The sequence below is a fragment of the Blautia sp. ZXY-1-B12 genome, assembly GCF_056339915.1.
In genome coordinates, this window is the sequence record NZ_JBWJVP010000023.1 from 1 (window position 1) to 16,442 (window position 16,442).

Sequence of the window (16,442 nt, forward strand, 5' to 3'; positions counted from 1 at the left end):
CGCATGAAACATCTTCTCCGGAATCGTCAGGCGTTTTTTATCCTGCGATTCTTCTGACATCATTACTCCGATTGCATAAAGAAGACTGGTCTTGCCTTTAAATTCATTGATGATTTCCTGACTGATTCCATGCCTCTCTGCTTCCTTCGGCAAAAATTTACTGTCGTAACAGGGAACTCCCATTTTTTCTGAAAGCAAAGCTGCAATATATCTTCCACCGCTTCCATACTGTCTGCTGATCGTGATTGTTTTCATAGGGCACCACTCCTTTCAGCTCATCTGCCTGAAAATGAATTGTTATTTTTTTATCTATATGATAGATTATAAGAATTTTCGAATATTTTTGCAATATCCATTAATTTTTTCATAACATTTCACAATTTTGAGCCAAAGGATTTAGTAATATTATCAATATAGATTCTTAACCTTAAATTCACGCTCTGCTTCTCTTCTCTGGTCTTTCTTTGCGATATCCTGTCTCTTGTCATAAAGTTTCTTGCCTCGAGCCATTCCAATTTCCACTTTTACCAGACTGTCTTTGAAATAAACTTTCAGAGGTACTAAAGTTAACCCTTTTTCTTTAAGCTTTGCTTCAATCTTATTGATCTCATATCTGTGAAGCAGAAGCTTACGGATTCTCAACGGGTCTTTGTTGAAAATATTGCCTTTTTCATAAGGGCTGATATGCATTCCGTAGATGTAAACCTCTCCGTTCTCTACACGGATAAAGGATTCCTTGATGCTGCATTTGCCCATACGCAGGGATTTTACTTCTGTTCCTGCAAGGGCAATACCGGCTTCATAAGTATCTTCTATAAAATAATCATGAAATGCCTTTTTATTATTGGCAATCAGCTTCATTCCTTTTTTCTTTGCCATAATATCCTCCAAGCCATTTTTATTTAATTCTCTTCTTCATCATTCCAGATATCAGCAACCAGCTCAAAATCTACTGTTTTGAGCATTTTATCTGCATCTGCCACACGGACACAGACTTTATCTCCCAATTTGTAGACTTTCTTTGTCATCTCTCCGCGGAGTTCGTAGGTTTCCTGGTCGAAGATATAGTAGTCATCCCGCAGAGTGTTGACATGTACCAGACCTTCTACTGTATTTGGGAGTTCTACGTAAAGCCCCCATCCGGTAACGCCTGAGATAATTCCCTCGAATTCCTCTCCCAGATGGTAGGACATATATTCTGCTTTCTTCAGCTTGTCTGATTCACGTTCTGCCTCATCTGCACGGCGTTCACATACACTGGACTGTCTCGCAACTTCATCAAGGATTTCAGCATAGTGTTCGGTTCTGCCTTCACGCATCAGTCTGCCTCGTAAGTTATCCTTAATGATCCTGTGGATCTGCAGATCAGGGTATCTTCTGATCGGAGATGTAAAATGGCAGTAATATTTTGCTGCCAGTCCAAAGTGACCGCTGCATTCTGTTGTATATTTCGCCTGTTTCATGGAACGCAGCACCAGACGACTGATCATTGCTTCATTCGGAAGCCCTTCGATACTTTCGATGATTTGCTGAATTTCTTTTGGAGTGATCTCTTCTTTTGCTTTCTGAATCTTCACACCCTGATTGTGAAGTAATGTCAGAAGACTCTCCACTTTCTCCGGATCCGGGTTATCATGGGTTCTGTATACAAACGGAATCTCTTCTGTGCAGTATTCCTGTGCCACAGTCTCATTTGCCATCAACATGAAATCTTCAATGATTTTGGTTGCCACATTTGCTTCATATGGCTTAACATCGATTGCTTTTCCTGCTGCATTAAGAATAATCTTGCTCTCCGGAAAATCAAAGTCAATGGAACCCCTGTGATGGCGGCTGTTACGTAAGATTCCGGACAGTTTTTTCATCATAAAGAACATCGGGATAAGTGCATCATACCGTTTCTTTGCTTCTTCGTCTGTGTCCTCAAGAATGTTCTTTACATCAGTATAGCACATTCTCTCATTTACGTTAATCACTGTTTCCGCGATCTGATGGGAAACTACCTTACCCTTTTCGTTAATGTCCATCAGGCAGCTCAACGCCAGTCTGTCCTCTCCCTGATTCAGAGAACAGATTCCATTGGAAAGACGTTCCGGCAGCATTGGCACAACGCGATCTGCCAGATAAACACTGGTTCCACGTTTCAGTGCTTCCCTGTCCAGAGCACTGTTATACTGTACATAGTTGCTTACATCTGCGATATGGACTCCCAGATGGTAAATGTCCCCCTCTTTTGTCAGGGAAATCGCATCATCCAGGTCTTTGGCATCTTCGCCGTCAATAGTGACTGTCTGCAGATGTCTCAGATCCAGTCTTCCATCTCTGTCTGCATCCAGCACATGATCCGGAACACGCTGAGCCTGCTTCATTACTTTCTCAGGAAATTCACTCGGGATTCCGAATCTCTTGACGATTGCCAGGATATCTGTACCCGGTGTTCGGATATTTCCCAGATTCTCCTTAATTTTTCCTTCAGGATTCTTATTTCCGGAGCCGTAATCTGTGATCACCGCGATTACTTTATCACCATTTTTAATTCCTGCTGCTTCTTTTCTCGGAATGAAGATATCTTTGGAAAATTTCGGATTATCACTGATCACAAAACCGAAATCCCGATTTAACTGGTAAGTTCCTACAATTTCAGGCATACCACGTTCCAGAACCTTCACAACTACACCTTCCTGGCGTTTTCCCTCTTTTTTGTCATCTCTGATGATGATCCTTACTTTATCCTGATGCATGGCTGTTCCTGTATCACTTTCAGGAATAAAGATATCCTCATCCTGTCCTTCGATTTCTACGAAGCCGAAACCTTTGGGATGTCCGATGAATGTTCCCTCAGCCTGGATTCCCTCCGGCTGCTCTTTTTTATTTTTATCTTTTTTATTTTTATCTTTCTTCTTTCTGCCATACTCTGATCCGTATTCTTCTCTTCGGTCGTCGTAATAACGGTCATCTTTTTTCTTTTTCCATTTTCCTTTGACCTTTTCATATCTGCCCTTGCGGTCTACAGATACCTTTCCTTCCTCGCAAAGTTCGTCCAGAACATCATATAGCTCTCTTTTCTCTTCTTTTGAAAGTCTCAGAAGAGAAGAAATCTCGCGGAGTCTCATTGGCTGATAAATAGGATCTCCCATCAGTTCCAGGATAAACTTTTTTCTTCTGTCCATATCTTTTTTACTCATATTACTCCTCACAGCCTCCGCAGAGGACTTTTATCTGATTCAGCTCTTTATGACACAAAAAACACTCTTGCACATAACAAGAGTGTTTCAAATTTCTTTTCTGATTAACCAAGCATATTTAATGCTACAGAAATTACAAAAAATAAAGTTCCCATAATAGTGGTTGCCTTAACAAGTCCGCCCTCCATGGAACGACCTTTGTTCTTACCCCAGTATGTTTCTGCTGCTCCGGCGATAGCACCAAGTCCCTGCTGCTTACCTTCCTGCATAAGAACTACTACTGTAAGAGCGATGCAATCTATTATGAAAATGACACTCAGAATGATCTTAATAATCTGCACTTCGTTACACCTCCTAATCAACTGAGTTTCATTGTAACATAGCCGGATGGGGATTTCAACCACAATTCAGAGTTTTTGTCAGGTTTCTTAACAATTTTTTTCATTTTCTTTAAAAGGATTTTCATACACTGCCAGTTCTCCCAATGCCTCATGGATACGAAGAAGCTGATTATATTTGGCATTTCGGTCCGAACGGCAGGGTGCACCTGTCTTAATCTGGCCAGCACCTGTGGCAACTGCCAGATCTGCGATAAATGAATCTTCCGATTCTCCTGATCTGTGAGAAATTACTGCCCTGTATCCCGCTTTCTGTGCCATTTCCACTGCATCCAATGCTTCTGAAAGTGTTCCTATCTGGTTTAATTTTATCAGAATGGCATTTGCCGCTCCCAGTTTGATACCACATGCAAGACGTTTGATATTCGTGACAAACAGATCATCACCTACGAGCTGTATTTTGTCTCCCAGTCTTTTTGTCATCTGTTTCCAGCCTTCCCAGTCATCTTCCTCAAGTCCATCTTCAATGGAAACAATCGGGAACTTCTCTGTAAGTTTTTCATAATATTCTATCATCTCGCCGGAATCCCTGAGAACTTCTTCCCCTTTCATTTTTCCTTCTCCGGGGAAAACATAAACGCCTCTTTCTTCATCGTACAGTTCACTTGCCGCAGCATCAATTGCAATGCTGATATCCTTTCCGGGTTCATACCCTGCCTTTTTTACTGCTTCCAGAATCACTTCCAGGACGCTTTCTGAATCGGAAAGATCCGGTGCGAAACCTCCCTCATCCCCGACTGCTGTTGACAGACCTTTTTGTTTCAGGATAATTCTGAGAAACTGGTATACTTCCGCACACATTCGGATCGCCTGCTCCATATTTTCCGCTCCCGTCGGCATGATCATGAATTCCTGTAAATCCACCGTATTGTCAGCGTGACGTCCCCCTTGTGTCAAGCTAATGACACAAAATTTTTGTAATTTGTCCATCATCACTTCAACTGCAGATTTTCTGCACCTGCTCTACATACTCCACCAGCTCATCAGCAAAATTCCATTCAATTTCTATTCGCTTATCATTATATACCTTGATACCACGAATAAAAGTTACTGCTATCTCTCTGGTTAATTGCTTATTTCCTTCGATCAGGTCCGTCAGGCACTGTCTGCCATCGGGCGGAAGTTCAAATAAACGTTCAGCCGCTTCACTCTGTTCTGTCTCCATTTGCGCTATCGCTAAGGTTTCTTTCTCAATTTGTTTATCCAGCTTGTCATTTTTTCTGGTGAACTCTTCTTCTGAGATTTCTTCCATTGCATATCGCATATATAGTTCAGTCTTCTGGTGCTTGTATCTGCTAATACTGTCTTTGGCATCCCGAATCTTTTTTGCAGCTCCATTCACTTTTGATTTTAATTCTGCTTTCTGTAATTCGAGTACCGGTTCAGCATCATCACTGATCTTTGCAAACAGCTTTATTGCCCTGAAAATCATCTCATTGAACTCGTCATCATATAAATTGTCTGTTACACAATCTTGATTTGCCGCATTAAATTTCCTTGGGCACTTAAAGTGCGGATTGCATCTGGTTACATGCTGTAGATTCTGACCGCATCCCCCACATTTTATCAATCCTTTCAGCGGATAATTATTATTGTGGGTTTTGCTCCTCTTTCTGGAATTTAATTCCAACTTTTCCTGTACAGCATCAAACACCTCTTTAGAAACAATCGCTTCATGCGTACCCTCAACCACAATCCAGTCTTCTTCTTTTGTTTTCAAATGCTTATTACTTCCTACCGAAGCAACTTTCCACTTGCCGCCAATCGTAGTTCCCGTATACGTTTCTGTCATCAGTATCAGTCTTACAGTTACTGGATACCAGATATATTTTTCTGTTGTTTTCTTCACACCAGTTTTCAGAACTTCTCTTTTATATTGACCTGGACTCATAATTTTCTGCTCATTCAGGTAACGTGCCAGCTGAGTAATATTCATTCCATTAAGATATTTCTGAAATATCATCTTCACAACAGGCGCTGTCTCCGGATTAATCACGAGGCTGGTCACATCTTCATCAGGCTTCAAATATCCATACGGTGCTCTCGCTCCCATATATTTTCCAGCTTTCTGACGCTGTATCAAAGTTCTTTTTACTTTAACGGAAGTATCAATGCTATGATGTTCGTTAATAATATTTCTGAAACCAACATCTATTCCCGGCATACCAGATTCATATTTCATACTATCAACATTATCATTGATCGCTATGAATCTCACATTCATAAATGGAAAAATTTGTTCCAGATATGTGTCAACCTCTATATGATTCCTGCCGAATCGAGAAAGGTCTTTCACTATAATTGTGCTGACTTTTCCATCTCTTACTAATTCCATCATACTTTGGAATCCTGGGCGATCGAAATTCGTTCCACTATAGCCATCATCTTTGAATTCTAACACTTCCGTATTTTTGAACTCATTTTTACTGGCTATGTATTGCCCAATCACAATTCTCTGATTGGTAATACTATTGGATTCATCCAGCATATCCTCATCTTCCAGCGACAATCTTAAATACTTTACTATGCATTTACCATCTGACATCTGATCACCCCCTCCTCTAAAATTTCTGATAACGCCTGTATTTCATCTTGAAATTTAAATTCGATCTCTATACGTTTGTCTTCATATAAAGAGATTTTCTTTATATAAGAACGGACAACATCTTTTGTAAGGAATTCCAAATTCTTTCCTTTACTGAATTCAGCAAGCCACGAGAAGTTCTTTTTACACAATTTTTCTGTAATTTTTCTACTCTTCTCAATTTCTTTCTGTCTTGTAACCAGGTCTTTTTCGACCACGGTTATTCTTTCTGTCATACGATTATATGCATCCGTATCAATCTCGCCCGAAACATATTGCTCATATAATTCAAATCGTCTTGCTTCGTTCCTTTTATTGAGCTGAACAATTTTACTCTGTTCCCTGTTCAAATATTTTTGGAATGTTTCAAAATATTCACCATTAAAGCGTTTCAGTTGCGTTTTTAATTCACATACTGTTTTTAGCTGCATGATGAGTGCCCGATACACCAGTTCATCAATTACTTCTTCTTTCCAGCGATTACAGTTATATTTTTCCTTGGAAATTTTTGCATAATTACCACAAATGAAATAGTAATTGTAATACAAAACACCATTCTTTTCGCTGTAATAGTATCTCCGAACCATATTAGCGCCACAGTCACCACAGTATATCAATCCAACATACTTATTATCCTGTTTTCCATGAGTCTGCATATTCGATAAATCTTTTTTGGGCAATGCTTTCTCCTGCTTTAATTTGATTACATTTTGTACTTTTTCAAATAATTCAGCACTCACTATAGCCTTATGGGTATTCACATGTTCAATCCATTCTTCTTTATCCAACATTACATTTTTTTCTTTTGTAAGAAGTGAAGTTCTTGTTTTATGTGAATAAGTATTTCCCAAATAGTGCCTATTTTCCGCAATCTGTTTAATTACAGATGATTGCCAATGCATATCCGTTTCGTCAATTCTATCCAAGAATAACTTCCCAGTTCTTGCGTATACCCTTGGCGAAGCCAGCAGCATGGTATTAAACTCTCTCGAAATTTTCAAATATGACTGCCCTGCAGCAAGTTTTTCAAATATTTCTACTACATACGGTGCAGTTAAAGGATCGGGAACAGTAGTAGATTTTCCTTTTTCATCTCTAGCTCTCTTATACCCATAAGGAGCATCTCCACCACAATATTCACCTGACTCCATCTTAATTTTCATGGCACTTGTCATTTTTACAGATGCATCTTTTGCATACATATCATTTGCCAGATTCGATATCATGATTCCCAGCATCTGATTGTCACATTCTGGACTGATACTGTCATAGTTATCATTGACTGATATAAAGCGCACTTGCATAAATGGAAATATTTTTTCCAGATATTTTGATACTTCTTCCAAATCTCGACCAAATCGTGATAAATCCTTTACTATGACCGTATTTATTTCTTTTGTTTTGATGTCACCAAGCATTCTCACAAAGTCATCTCGATCAAATTTCGTACCTGATATACCGTCATCCTTATAAAACTTTACAACTTCAATATCCGGATGAGATTCTGCGTAAGAAAGAGCGATCAGTTTCTGTGTCTCCAGCGATTCTCTCTTCTCACCATTGATATCTACAGATATTCTGGTATAAATACCGGCTTTCCAGATCTTCTTCGGTGATGCCTGCACAAATGCTTCAGCTTGTTTCATCTGGCGATTTCTTGTTCTTGCCATTATACAGCCACCTCCTGTTTTGTTTTTCCAATCTGTTCTGCCAGTCTTGCAGCTGTTACCAACTCATCTTGGAATCGGTAAACAATCTCTATTTTTTTTCCTTCAAAGACATTTATTTTTTCCACATACTGAAGAAGCATATCTCTGTCAAGATCTCCCAGCGACGGTTTCTCAAGAAATGTGTTTACCCATTCTTCGCACAGCAGTTTATTTTCAAGGAGATTTTCCATATACTCTTCCTGCTTTTCAATATTGCTTTCCAGACTTTTAATTTCTGTCTGATACCGTTCTCTAAGCAAAGCGTAATCATCCCTAGAAATAACTCCTGACGCAAGATTTCCCGATAATGAATGTAACAACTTATAATATTTATTGACTTTGTTTCGTAACTCAAGTATCTGGTCATCATGCTGTATCAATGTCTGTGTATCCAAAGAATTCTCTTTCAAATACTCCATTGCACTCCGTATGGCATCCGTCATCTTACTGTATATTTTCAAAGAATCCATTACCAGCTGAATCAGCACATCTTCTCTGATACTATGTCTGGAACATTGATCCTTCTTTTTATTGTAAGAAGAACAGATATAAAAAACTGTCTTTTCTCCTTTATAACTGTTAGTTCGCCGGATCAGATTACTTCCACAGTCTCCACAGGATAATAACCCACCAAACAAATAAAGTCTGTTTTCTCCGGGTGCTATCCTGGTATCCTTCGCAAGCAACATCTGAACTGTTTCATATTCTTCTTTTGTAACGATACCTTCATGATGATTTTCAAAAATCACCCATTCTTCCTTTGGTAATGCCCTCTGCACCTTAACTTTATAGTTAATTCTTTGGGATTTTCCCTGTTGAAGCACTCCATAGTAGATTGGATTCTTTAAGATACGGATAATTGCTACTGCTGACCACCTGGATGTCAGATGTGTCTGAAATGACGATTTGAAGTTTACTCCGGTCGCACGTTTGTAATCAGCCGGTGCAAGAACTCCCAGTTCATTCAGTTTATCTGCAATCAGCTGATTACTCATGCCCTCCATCTTCCAGTTAAAAATATCTCTTACATGCTTTGCAGCAACCGGATCAATTTCTATCTGACTTTTATCAGCATCACACTTTTTATATCCATATGACACGTAATTTCCCACATATTCTCCAATATTTCTTTTTGCACTCAAGTGGCTTCTTACTTTTTGAGAATTCTGTCTGCAATACGTGTCATTAACAAAGGATTTCACCGGTAATACAAGATGCGTATCGGTAATGTTTGCTGTTTCAGAATCATAATTATCATTGATTGCTATAAATCGTACTCCCAGTTGTGGAAATACTTTTTGAATATACCGATCAACATCTATATGCTCTCTACCGAATCGAGACAAGTCTTTTACAATGATACAGTTGATTTCCTTATTTTCGATTGCCTTGAGCATTGCCTGAAAACCAGGACGCTTAAAATCAGTACCTGAAAAACCATCATCTTTAAATGTCTCAACAATAGTAATATCAGATGTCGATTTCATATAGTTATCAATCAAAATTGACTGATTTACAATAGATTCACTTTCAGCCTTATCTCCGTCCTCAATACTAAGACGAAGGTACTTGGCTGCTATCCAGATATTTTTTTGCATAAAAAACACTCCTATCCAAAGATTCTGCCAAAACAGAACCCTTAAATAGAAGTGCTCTATTCAAATTTAGTCCTGTTAGCATTATAGCACACTTCGTCTTCTGTGTGAATATGAAATTTTGTTGTTCCAGTTATTCCCTTATGCCAATCCAGCTTTCTTTGCTACAAGCTGTTTTGTACAGTCTATATAGGAAAGGGAAGCTGCTGCATTAAAAACACTTTTTACGACATAGCCCATATCTTCATATACATATGGGTTATCAGAGTGATTAAGCAGCACTTCCATCTTATTGCTTTTCCTGCTATCCAGCTCTGAAATCAAATCCTTGTACTTGGGCAAACTATCTCGTTCAATCTCTTTGATATCAACTGTTTTCAACTCTTCTAATCTTTCAACTGTTGTCATGGACATCGCCTCCTTTTCCTATAGTTACCATTATCGAAAATAAATATTCGTAACAGTTATGTAGTCTTCTCTTCCATTCCCATCTGAATCCGTACTGCTTTCAGTACCCGATCTAGGCTCCACTTGTTCACTCTTCCGCATTTCTCAATAATACATTTCGTAGAAATGCTCATAACCTGTTCAGCCAGTGCCAGGCTTCCTTTTCGGATTCCCGTCATATCATATTTGCTGATAAATACATGCGTTGGCAAATACCGTTTCTTATAAATTCTTGATGTCAGCGGAACTACCGTTATGACTGAACTGTATGTATTGGCTTTATTATTGCTCACTACGATCACCGGTCTTACTCCACCCTGAACCGAAGTTGTCGGGAACATACCGAGATCTGCCCATAAGATATCTCCTCTTCGGATTGTCATTTGTCCTCTCTCCAATCTGTTATTTTTATTTGTAAAGCATCCATAGCGCTATATTGGCTCCACAGGAATACGGCAGAGTTTCTTTCCTATAAGGAAAGCTCTGCCGCATAACCTCTATAGCCAATTTGATTATTAAACAGTGCTCGCTCGATTCTATTTATCCTCGATACCCCGAATCGTTACTCCCGCATGTGCAGGAAGGGAATAATAACCTGCCCGGATGCACGCTCCGGACCACAACCCGGAAACTCTCGTTTCCAGGCTCCAGCAGTTCATAGGTTTACCAGTTACAGACTTCTCAGGGTCTGCAAGTGTATCGCATCTCATATATGTCATCGCATCACCAGCCTGCCAGCTAGCTTCGGTCAGTGCTTTTTCGCAGCATTACGGACTGAACTAAAATCTTTGTTTTGTCTTATAATCCTATAGCGGCATCTTCCTCGTGCTCACTGTATGAAATGTCACATCAGTTATTATTGAATATTCAGTTATCATGGTTCATTTTAGGAAGTCCTTTAACTTCCTCTAATTACTAAAGTCAAATGACTTTGGCAGATGCAAAAGATTTTGAAAAATTTTTAAAAAAATTTATTCATATACATTTCACGCATCTTATTAAGAGTGGATTTCAGCTTGTATGACAGCATCTGTCTGGAAATCCCCATAATCTCCGCCATCTGTGTCTGTGTCTTGTTTTCAAAGAAAATGCCATAAATAATCATGCGTTCCTCTGAGTTCAGCTGATTGATCACTTTGTGAATATCCTGCTGTTCCATTTTTGTCAGTACACAGTGCTCCACATCACAGTTCAGATCTGGAAAATCCTCAATCATGAAGACTTCTCCATCAATGGACTGACCGCTGTAAGGTACCTCCCGCAGCATCTTATCCACGACCTCACCCAGTTCGTTCTTGATCTCAACTTTTTTTGCCTTGCTGCTTCTGTAAAAATTGTTCATCGCATACGCAACTTCTTTTGTAACTTCGATCATTTCTCCATCAATATTTGCGTAATACTTTCCTTCATAAAAATATGGGTGTTCAATATACATGTCCGTTCCTCCTGAATTTGAAATCTTGTTGCTCGTTTCAAATCCAGAAGGCGGACCTCTGTTTAGAATCATGCCTGCTCCGCCTTTATCCTGCCGGGATACGCCCGCAGTTATTGGCTGAAAAATTCAGGCACGAAAAAAAGCCCCAGTAGTTTTTTCTTAACTACTGAGGCTTTCGTCTCTTTCTTGTATTCAGTTATCTATGCCTTCTTTCATCAGCATAATCATTGTATCAGGATAAAGTTCACAAAGTATCCGCAATACGTTCCCATAAGTTCATGTCATTATTAGAATCGTACATATTTCAGTGTAAAAAGTTCACTATTCAAATTCTGATTATTTATAGTTAATATGTTCTATCAAAATGACTATTTTCTTTTTCATTATTTAATTTAACAAAACAATTCCTATGCCAAAAGGCGGAGTTCACTTTACATTTTCCCCACTAAAGCTGAACAAGTCGAACTCTGTATATGATATTATCGTATACAGGAATATGTTTTGTTTGGTGTATCGAAGAAAATAAAAGTAACGGCATTGTATGTTACGAAAGTGATATACAGTGTCGTTATTTTTATGCTATAATGCGGATATGAATTTAACAAATCGGAATTGTGCGCCCAGACAAGGGCGAGTAGTCTAGCAGGTGGAATGCCTGTCTGGTAAGGTCTAACCAACCGCCAGTAGCGAGTCTTGGGTGACTGCCAGTAATGGTAGTTGCTAAGCGTAGACAGCGAGAAAATAGAGAGTGTGATTGAGCCTCGAAATTTTGATATCTAGAAGGCTGACGTTTTAATTCCAGCGGAAAGCAACACAAACCAAATCGTCATGGTAATCTGTGTTTTCCACTTTCCCTGAAGCATCAGAAGCAGCGGCGTGACCGGGCTGTTGCCCAGATCGGTGACGATTCCCTTCTTGACATCGCGCAGATATTCCTCATATGTCATGATATGATCCATCTTGATTCCTCCTGTTTATAGCCTTGGTCAGTAGTTTGATACTATGTACGAACTTTCTGCGTACTTGCTTTCGTTTTCGGATACCGTACAATATTTATACAATGAATCGTCAAGAGAGGAGGCAACAAGGTGACTTCTTTAACCATAGAACAAAAAAGAGTGGACATATACCCAAGCGCAAAGCCGGGCAGCCCAGTTATCTATCTCAACACCTTTTCCAATGCCGTTAACAGTGTGTATAAAAACCTGATGGCGCTCGGCTGCCCAGATTTCTGTCTGGTGGCGGTCAGTAATCTGAAATGGGATCATGACATGACACCGTGGTATATGGGGCCGATCTCTAAACACGATACGCCCTGCACCGGGGGTGCGGATGATTACCTGAAACTGCTTCTGGATGAAATTATGCCGGAAGCGGAAGCGCTCCTTCCCGGTGCGCCCGCCTGGCGGGGCCTCGCCGGTTACTCGCTGGCTGGGCTGTTCGCCCTCTACGCTCTCTACCAAACGGATGTGTTTGCCCGCGCAGCGAGTATGTCAGGTTCCTTCTGGTTTGAGGGCATCATGGAATATGTGTGCTCCCATGAGATGAAGCGCAAACCTGACTGTCTGTATTTTTCTCTCGGAGACAAGGAGAGCTCCACCGATAATCCGATTTTGAACGTTGTGCAGCAGAATACGCAGGAGATAGAAACACTGTGCCACGGGAAAGGCATCGAAACCACCTTCGTACTGAACAGTGGCAGCCACTATCAGGCGTGCAACAAGCGCACAGCGGCTGGCATTCACTGGATATTAAATAGATAAACCGACAAGGAGATAAAACGATGGATACGATTTATTCGCTTTTTCAGAAAGTAGTTAAAGAACATGAAAATGCCCCGGCTATCATTGAAAACGACCGCGCCATGACTTTTGGAGAGCTGTCCAACATGGTAGATATGATCACGTGCAGCTTTCCGCAGGAAGTACACAGCATCGGCATCGTCATGCGTCACCGAACCGAGATGATTGCCTCGATTCTGGCGGTACTCAAATGCGGCGGCCAATATGTCCCAGCCGAGCCGGATTTTCCCACCGGGCGCATCCATGACATGATGACCGAGGCACAGGTGGATTTTGTGCTGACGGAACACGCCTTTGCGCCCAAACTGAGCAGTTTCCCCATCCGCTATACAGATTGTGAGATCTGCGGCGTGGAGACGCCCTCCTGGAAGCGCAACGCCATCGAAGACCCGGAACGCCCCGCCTATGTGCTGTATACGTCAGGTACCACCGGGCGGCCCAAAGGTGTCTGTGTCACCAACCGCAATGTTTGCCATTATGTCCGTGCCTTTGCCAACGAGTTCCATCCCGGCCCCGGTGATGTCATGCTGCAATATTCCGTCTGTTCTTTTGACATCTTTGTGGAGGAAGTGTTCACCAGTCTGCTGAATGGTGCCGCTCTGGCCATCCCCGCTGACGAGGATAAGGCCGACATCCATGCGTTGATGGCTTTTGTGGAACGTCACCATGTGACTATGATCAGCGGCTTTCCGTATCTGCTGGCAGAAATGAACCACCTGTCTGTCATTCCGTCCTCTCTGCGGCTGCTTATCAGCGGCGGCGATGTGTTGCGGGGCGTTTATGTGGATCACCTGCTGAACAAAGCAGAGGTTTACAACACCTACGGCCCCTCCGAGACAACGGTCTGCGCCTCCTATTACCGTTGTAATAGTGGAACTGTGCTGGAGGACGGTACCTATCCCATCGGTCATCCTGTACTAGGTGCGCAGATCAGGATTCTGGATCAGTCTGGCAACGAGGTTGCCAAAGGGCAGACGGGTGAGATTTGCATTTATGGCGGCGGTGTATCTCTGGGCTACATTGGCGACCATGCCGAGGAAAACAGCGCTTTTGAGCGGCAGCCGGACGGTAGCACCATGTACCGCAGCGGCGATTTGGGCTATATCCTGCCGAATGGCAACATTGCATTCCTGCACCGCAAGGACGACCAGATCATGATTTACGGCAAGCGGGTGGAACTTGCCGAGGTGGAGTCCCGGCTCTATCGGTGCAAGGATGTGCAGCAGGCTATTGTCCGGGCTTTTACAGACGAGGATGGACTGTCCTATATGACCGCCTATGTGGTGCCTTCCGACAATAAGCTGAAAGTCTCGGAAGTAAAAAAAGAACTGTCTGAAAATCTGACTTCCTTTATGATCCCAGAGTTCTTTGTGAAGATGAAGCAGATTCCTTTGAATGTCAACGGTAAGCCGGATGTGTCGAAACTGCCGGTGGTAATGAAAGCGGGGGCATTATAATGGAGATTCAGATCCGGCAGGCCACGATCCAGGACCTGAATGTATTGATGCAATGGCGAATGGAAGTCTTGCATGAGGTATTCTCCATCCCCTCGGAGCGGTCTGTAACAGAGCTGGAATCGGAAAATCGCCGCTACTATCAAACAGAACTGCCGCAGGGCGGACATATTGCCTGCTTTGCCTACGTAGGGGAGGAAATCGTCGGCTGCGGCGGGATATGCCTCTATCATGAGATGCCCTCACCGGACAATCTAAACGGGAAATGTGCCTACCTGATGAACATTTATACCCGGCCGCAGTTTCGCGGACACGGCATAGGGAACAGAATCGTCAGGTGGCTTGTAGAGCAGGCTCGTCAGCGGCATATTTCAAAAATATATCTTGAAACCTCAGACAAAGGCAGGCCGCTGTATCAAACAATCGGTTTTGCCGATATGAAGGATATGATGAAACTGTCCCGTGAAAAATAAGCAAAATCAAAGGAGCATACATACAATGGAGCCAATCATCTGAAACGTTGAAGTAAAAAGCGTCCTCACAAAATCCAATTTGCCTGTGAGTGATTATTATTCGGTCAATCCTTATGTGGGCTGTGGCCACGGCTGCAAATATTGCTACGCATCTTTTATGAAGCGTTTTACCAATCACCCGGAGCCCTGGGGAGAGTTCATAGACGTTAAATTTTGGCCGGAAATCAAACACCCGGAGCGGTATGCAGGGAAAGAACTGTTTCTCTGTTACGTGACCGACCCATATCAGCCGCTGGAGGAAACCGCCTGCCGCACCCGCGCCATTTTAGAGCAGATGCAGGGCAGCGGATGTAGCCTCAGTATTGCTACCAAGTCTGACCTGGTGCTGCGTGACCTTGACCTCATTAAAACATTCCCCAATGCGCGGGTATCCTGGTCGATCAAACACACTGGACGAAGATTTTCGCGCTGATATGGACAATGCAGTGAGCATTGAGCGGCGGCTGGCCGCTATGAAAGCATTCCATGATGCTGGTGTGCGCACCACCTGCTTTATCTCGCCGATTTTCCCCGGCCTCACCGACCTGCCCTCCATCATCCACCGGGCGAAGAATCAATGTAATTTGGTCTGGCTGGAAAACCTAAACTTGCGGGGCGGTTATAAGAAAACGATTTTTGACTATATAACGGAAAAACATCCAGACCTGCTGCCGCTGTACGATACCATTTACAATAAAAAAGAACGCAGCTACTGGTCAATGCTGGATGCGCAGATGCGGCAGTTTTGCCAAGAGGAAGGGCTACTGTATGTCCGGGATGATGATTCCATCAAACGCCCGTTCAACGATCCGCCTATCGTGGTCAATTATTTTTTCCACGAAGAGATTATCCCTCGGCCAAAATGCAGAAGAACAGGTAATCAAAACTATATAGTAACATGCAGAAAGCTAGAAGTTGTAGAGGTGAGGTTATGAAACGCGCAGAATTAGAATCATTTATAATGGAGACATATAACGCTGAGACAGATTATCCGTGGCTCAAATATCCGAATTATGAGGTGTTCCGGCATTGTAATAATCGGAAGTGGTTTGCTCTGATTATGGATGTACCAAAGAACAAGCTGGGGCTGCAAGGCGAAGAAATGCTGAAAGTGGTCGATTTCAAATGTGACCCAATTCTGATTGGCACACTACGAGAGGAACCCGGCTTCTTCCCGGCGTATCACATGAGCAAGGATAGCTGGATTACTGTTGCACTGGATGGCAGCGTATCAGATGACAAAACCAAAATGTTGCTTGATATGAGTTATGAAGCAACGATACCCAAAACATGCAAAAAGAGATACTGACAAATTCAAGTT

The 16,442-nt window shown here is 42.0% G+C and carries 16 protein-coding genes and 2 pseudogenes; 5 read left to right on the forward strand and 13 right to left on the reverse strand.

Annotated elements, in window-relative coordinates:
* From AC075L_RS01525 to AC075L_RS01585, 13 genes and pseudogenes are all read right to left on the reverse strand, one after another.
* On the reverse strand, positions 1 to 255 hold a 255-nt coding region (locus tag AC075L_RS01525), incomplete at its 3' end, for a cytidylate kinase-like family protein (protein WP_476387068.1).
* A 153-nt stretch (positions 256 to 408) separates the two neighbouring features.
* The gene (gene smpB / locus AC075L_RS01530) at positions 409 to 879 is read right to left on the reverse strand and encodes an SsrA-binding protein SmpB (protein ID WP_020993664.1); all 471 of its coding nucleotides are present in this window, start codon (positions 877 to 879) and stop codon (positions 409 to 411) included.
* Positions 880 to 902: 23 nt separating this feature from the next.
* Positions 903 to 3,185 carry a ribonuclease R gene (gene rnr / locus AC075L_RS01535; protein WP_182465306.1) on the reverse strand — a complete coding sequence of 761 codons (2,283 nt, stop codon included), beginning with the start codon at positions 3,183 to 3,185 and terminating at the stop codon, positions 903 to 905.
* A gap of 104 nt (positions 3,186 to 3,289) precedes the next feature.
* Positions 3,290 to 3,526, reverse strand: a complete 237-nt coding sequence (gene secG, locus AC075L_RS01540) for a preprotein translocase subunit SecG (protein ID WP_022380725.1) — start codon at positions 3,524 to 3,526, stop codon at positions 3,290 to 3,292.
* 87 nt (positions 3,527 to 3,613) lie between these two features.
* Positions 3,614 to 4,474: pseudogene (gene eno / locus AC075L_RS01545) on the reverse strand (phosphopyruvate hydratase); the annotation flags it as partial.
* A gap of 46 nt (positions 4,475 to 4,520) precedes the next feature.
* Positions 4,521 to 6,128 (reverse strand): recombinase family protein, encoded by a 1,608-nt coding sequence (locus AC075L_RS01550; protein ID WP_118409276.1) that lies wholly within the window; start codon positions 6,126 to 6,128, stop codon positions 4,521 to 4,523.
* Entirely contained in the window at positions 6,107 to 7,837 is a 1,731-nt protein-coding gene (locus tag AC075L_RS01555; RefSeq protein ID WP_022380728.1) for a recombinase family protein, read from the reverse strand. The genes AC075L_RS01550 and AC075L_RS01555 overlap by 22 nt, the downstream gene beginning before the upstream one ends.
* Positions 7,837 to 9,474, reverse strand: coding sequence for a recombinase family protein (locus tag AC075L_RS01560; RefSeq protein ID WP_055053834.1), 1,638 nt, complete (start codon positions 9,472 to 9,474; stop codon positions 7,837 to 7,839). The genes AC075L_RS01555 and AC075L_RS01560 overlap by 1 nt, the downstream gene beginning before the upstream one ends.
* Before the next feature lie 138 nt (positions 9,475 to 9,612).
* On the reverse strand, positions 9,613 to 9,879 hold the full coding sequence (locus tag AC075L_RS01565; protein WP_055053835.1) for a DUF6870 family protein: 267 nt from the start codon (positions 9,877 to 9,879) through the stop codon (positions 9,613 to 9,615).
* Between the two features lie 56 nt (positions 9,880 to 9,935).
* On the reverse strand, positions 9,936 to 10,301 hold the full coding sequence (locus AC075L_RS01570) for a type II toxin-antitoxin system PemK/MazF family toxin (protein WP_055053836.1): 366 nt from the start codon (positions 10,299 to 10,301) through the stop codon (positions 9,936 to 9,938).
* Positions 10,302 to 10,454: 153 nt separating this feature from the next.
* A complete protein-coding gene (locus tag AC075L_RS01575) occupies positions 10,455 to 10,637 on the reverse strand; it encodes a hypothetical protein (RefSeq protein ID WP_055053837.1) in 183 nt (60 codons plus the stop codon).
* A 242-nt stretch (positions 10,638 to 10,879) separates the two neighbouring features.
* Positions 10,880 to 11,353 (reverse strand): sigma factor-like helix-turn-helix DNA-binding protein, encoded by a 474-nt coding sequence (locus tag AC075L_RS01580; protein WP_008707683.1) that lies wholly within the window; start codon positions 11,351 to 11,353, stop codon positions 10,880 to 10,882.
* A 776-nt stretch (positions 11,354 to 12,129) separates the two neighbouring features.
* A complete protein-coding gene (locus AC075L_RS01585) occupies positions 12,130 to 12,312 on the reverse strand; it encodes a hypothetical protein (protein WP_008707686.1) in 183 nt (60 codons plus the stop codon).
* A gap of 129 nt (positions 12,313 to 12,441) precedes the next feature.
* Here AC075L_RS01585 and AC075L_RS01590 point away from each other — a divergent pair, with 129 nt between their 5' ends.
* The 5 genes and pseudogenes from AC075L_RS01590 to AC075L_RS01610 all read left to right on the forward strand — a co-directional run bounded on the left by AC075L_RS01590 (position 12,442) and on the right by AC075L_RS01610 (position 16,430).
* Positions 12,442 to 13,116: an alpha/beta hydrolase gene (locus AC075L_RS01590; protein WP_008707688.1), complete on the forward strand. Its 675-nt coding sequence runs from the start codon at positions 12,442 to 12,444 to the stop codon at positions 13,114 to 13,116.
* Positions 13,117 to 13,136: 20 nt separating this feature from the next.
* The gene (locus tag AC075L_RS01595) at positions 13,137 to 14,612 is read left to right on the forward strand and encodes an amino acid adenylation domain-containing protein (protein WP_008707690.1); all 1,476 of its coding nucleotides are present in this window, start codon (positions 13,137 to 13,139) and stop codon (positions 14,610 to 14,612) included.
* Positions 14,612 to 15,082, forward strand: a complete 471-nt coding sequence (locus tag AC075L_RS01600) for a GNAT family N-acetyltransferase (protein ID WP_008707691.1) — start codon at positions 14,612 to 14,614, stop codon at positions 15,080 to 15,082. Before AC075L_RS01595 ends, AC075L_RS01600 begins: the two co-directional genes overlap by 1 nt.
* Positions 15,083 to 15,161: 79 nt before the next feature.
* A pseudogene (locus AC075L_RS01605) lies at positions 15,162 to 16,056 on the forward strand (radical SAM protein).
* Positions 16,053 to 16,430 carry an MmcQ/YjbR family DNA-binding protein gene (locus AC075L_RS01610; RefSeq protein WP_008707693.1) on the forward strand — a complete coding sequence of 126 codons (378 nt, stop codon included), beginning with the start codon at positions 16,053 to 16,055 and terminating at the stop codon, positions 16,428 to 16,430. Before AC075L_RS01605 ends, AC075L_RS01610 begins: the two are co-directional and overlap by 4 nt.
* Positions 16,431 to 16,442 lie beyond the last annotated feature (12 nt).

What these genes read in the sequence shown, in the direction of transcription:
- AC075L_RS01550 (WP_118409276.1), bottom strand. Translation starts at nt 6,128, where the DNA reads ATGTCAGATGGTAAATGCATAGTAAAGTATTTAAGATTGTCGCTGGAA.
- AC075L_RS01570 (WP_055053836.1), bottom strand. Translation starts at nt 10,301, where the DNA reads ATGACAATCCGAAGAGGAGATATCTTATGGGCAGATCTCGGTATGTTC.
- AC075L_RS01565 (WP_055053835.1), bottom strand. Translation starts at nt 9,879, where the DNA reads ATGACAACAGTTGAAAGATTAGAAGAGTTGAAAACAGTTGATATCAAA.
- rnr (WP_182465306.1), bottom strand. Translation starts at nt 3,185, where the DNA reads ATGAGTAAAAAAGATATGGACAGAAGAAAAAAGTTTATCCTGGAACTG.
- AC075L_RS01575 (WP_055053837.1), bottom strand. Translation starts at nt 10,637, where the DNA reads ATGACATATATGAGATGCGATACACTTGCAGACCCTGAGAAGTCTGTA.
- AC075L_RS01580 (WP_008707683.1), bottom strand. Translation starts at nt 11,353, where the DNA reads ATGTATATTGAACACCCATATTTTTATGAAGGAAAGTATTACGCAAAT.
- AC075L_RS01595 (WP_008707690.1), top strand. Translation starts at nt 13,137, where the DNA reads ATGGATACGATTTATTCGCTTTTTCAGAAAGTAGTTAAAGAACATGAA.
- AC075L_RS01600 (WP_008707691.1), top strand. Translation starts at nt 14,612, where the DNA reads ATGGAGATTCAGATCCGGCAGGCCACGATCCAGGACCTGAATGTATTG.
- AC075L_RS01560 (WP_055053834.1), bottom strand. Translation starts at nt 9,474, where the DNA reads ATGCAAAAAAATATCTGGATAGCAGCCAAGTACCTTCGTCTTAGTATT.
- AC075L_RS01555 (WP_022380728.1), bottom strand. Translation starts at nt 7,837, where the DNA reads ATGGCAAGAACAAGAAATCGCCAGATGAAACAAGCTGAAGCATTTGTG.
- AC075L_RS01610 (WP_008707693.1), top strand. Translation starts at nt 16,053, where the DNA reads ATGAAACGCGCAGAATTAGAATCATTTATAATGGAGACATATAACGCT.
- AC075L_RS01585 (WP_008707686.1), bottom strand. Translation starts at nt 12,312, where the DNA reads ATGGATCATATCATGACATATGAGGAATATCTGCGCGATGTCAAGAAG.
- smpB (WP_020993664.1), bottom strand. Translation starts at nt 879, where the DNA reads ATGGCAAAGAAAAAAGGAATGAAGCTGATTGCCAATAATAAAAAGGCA.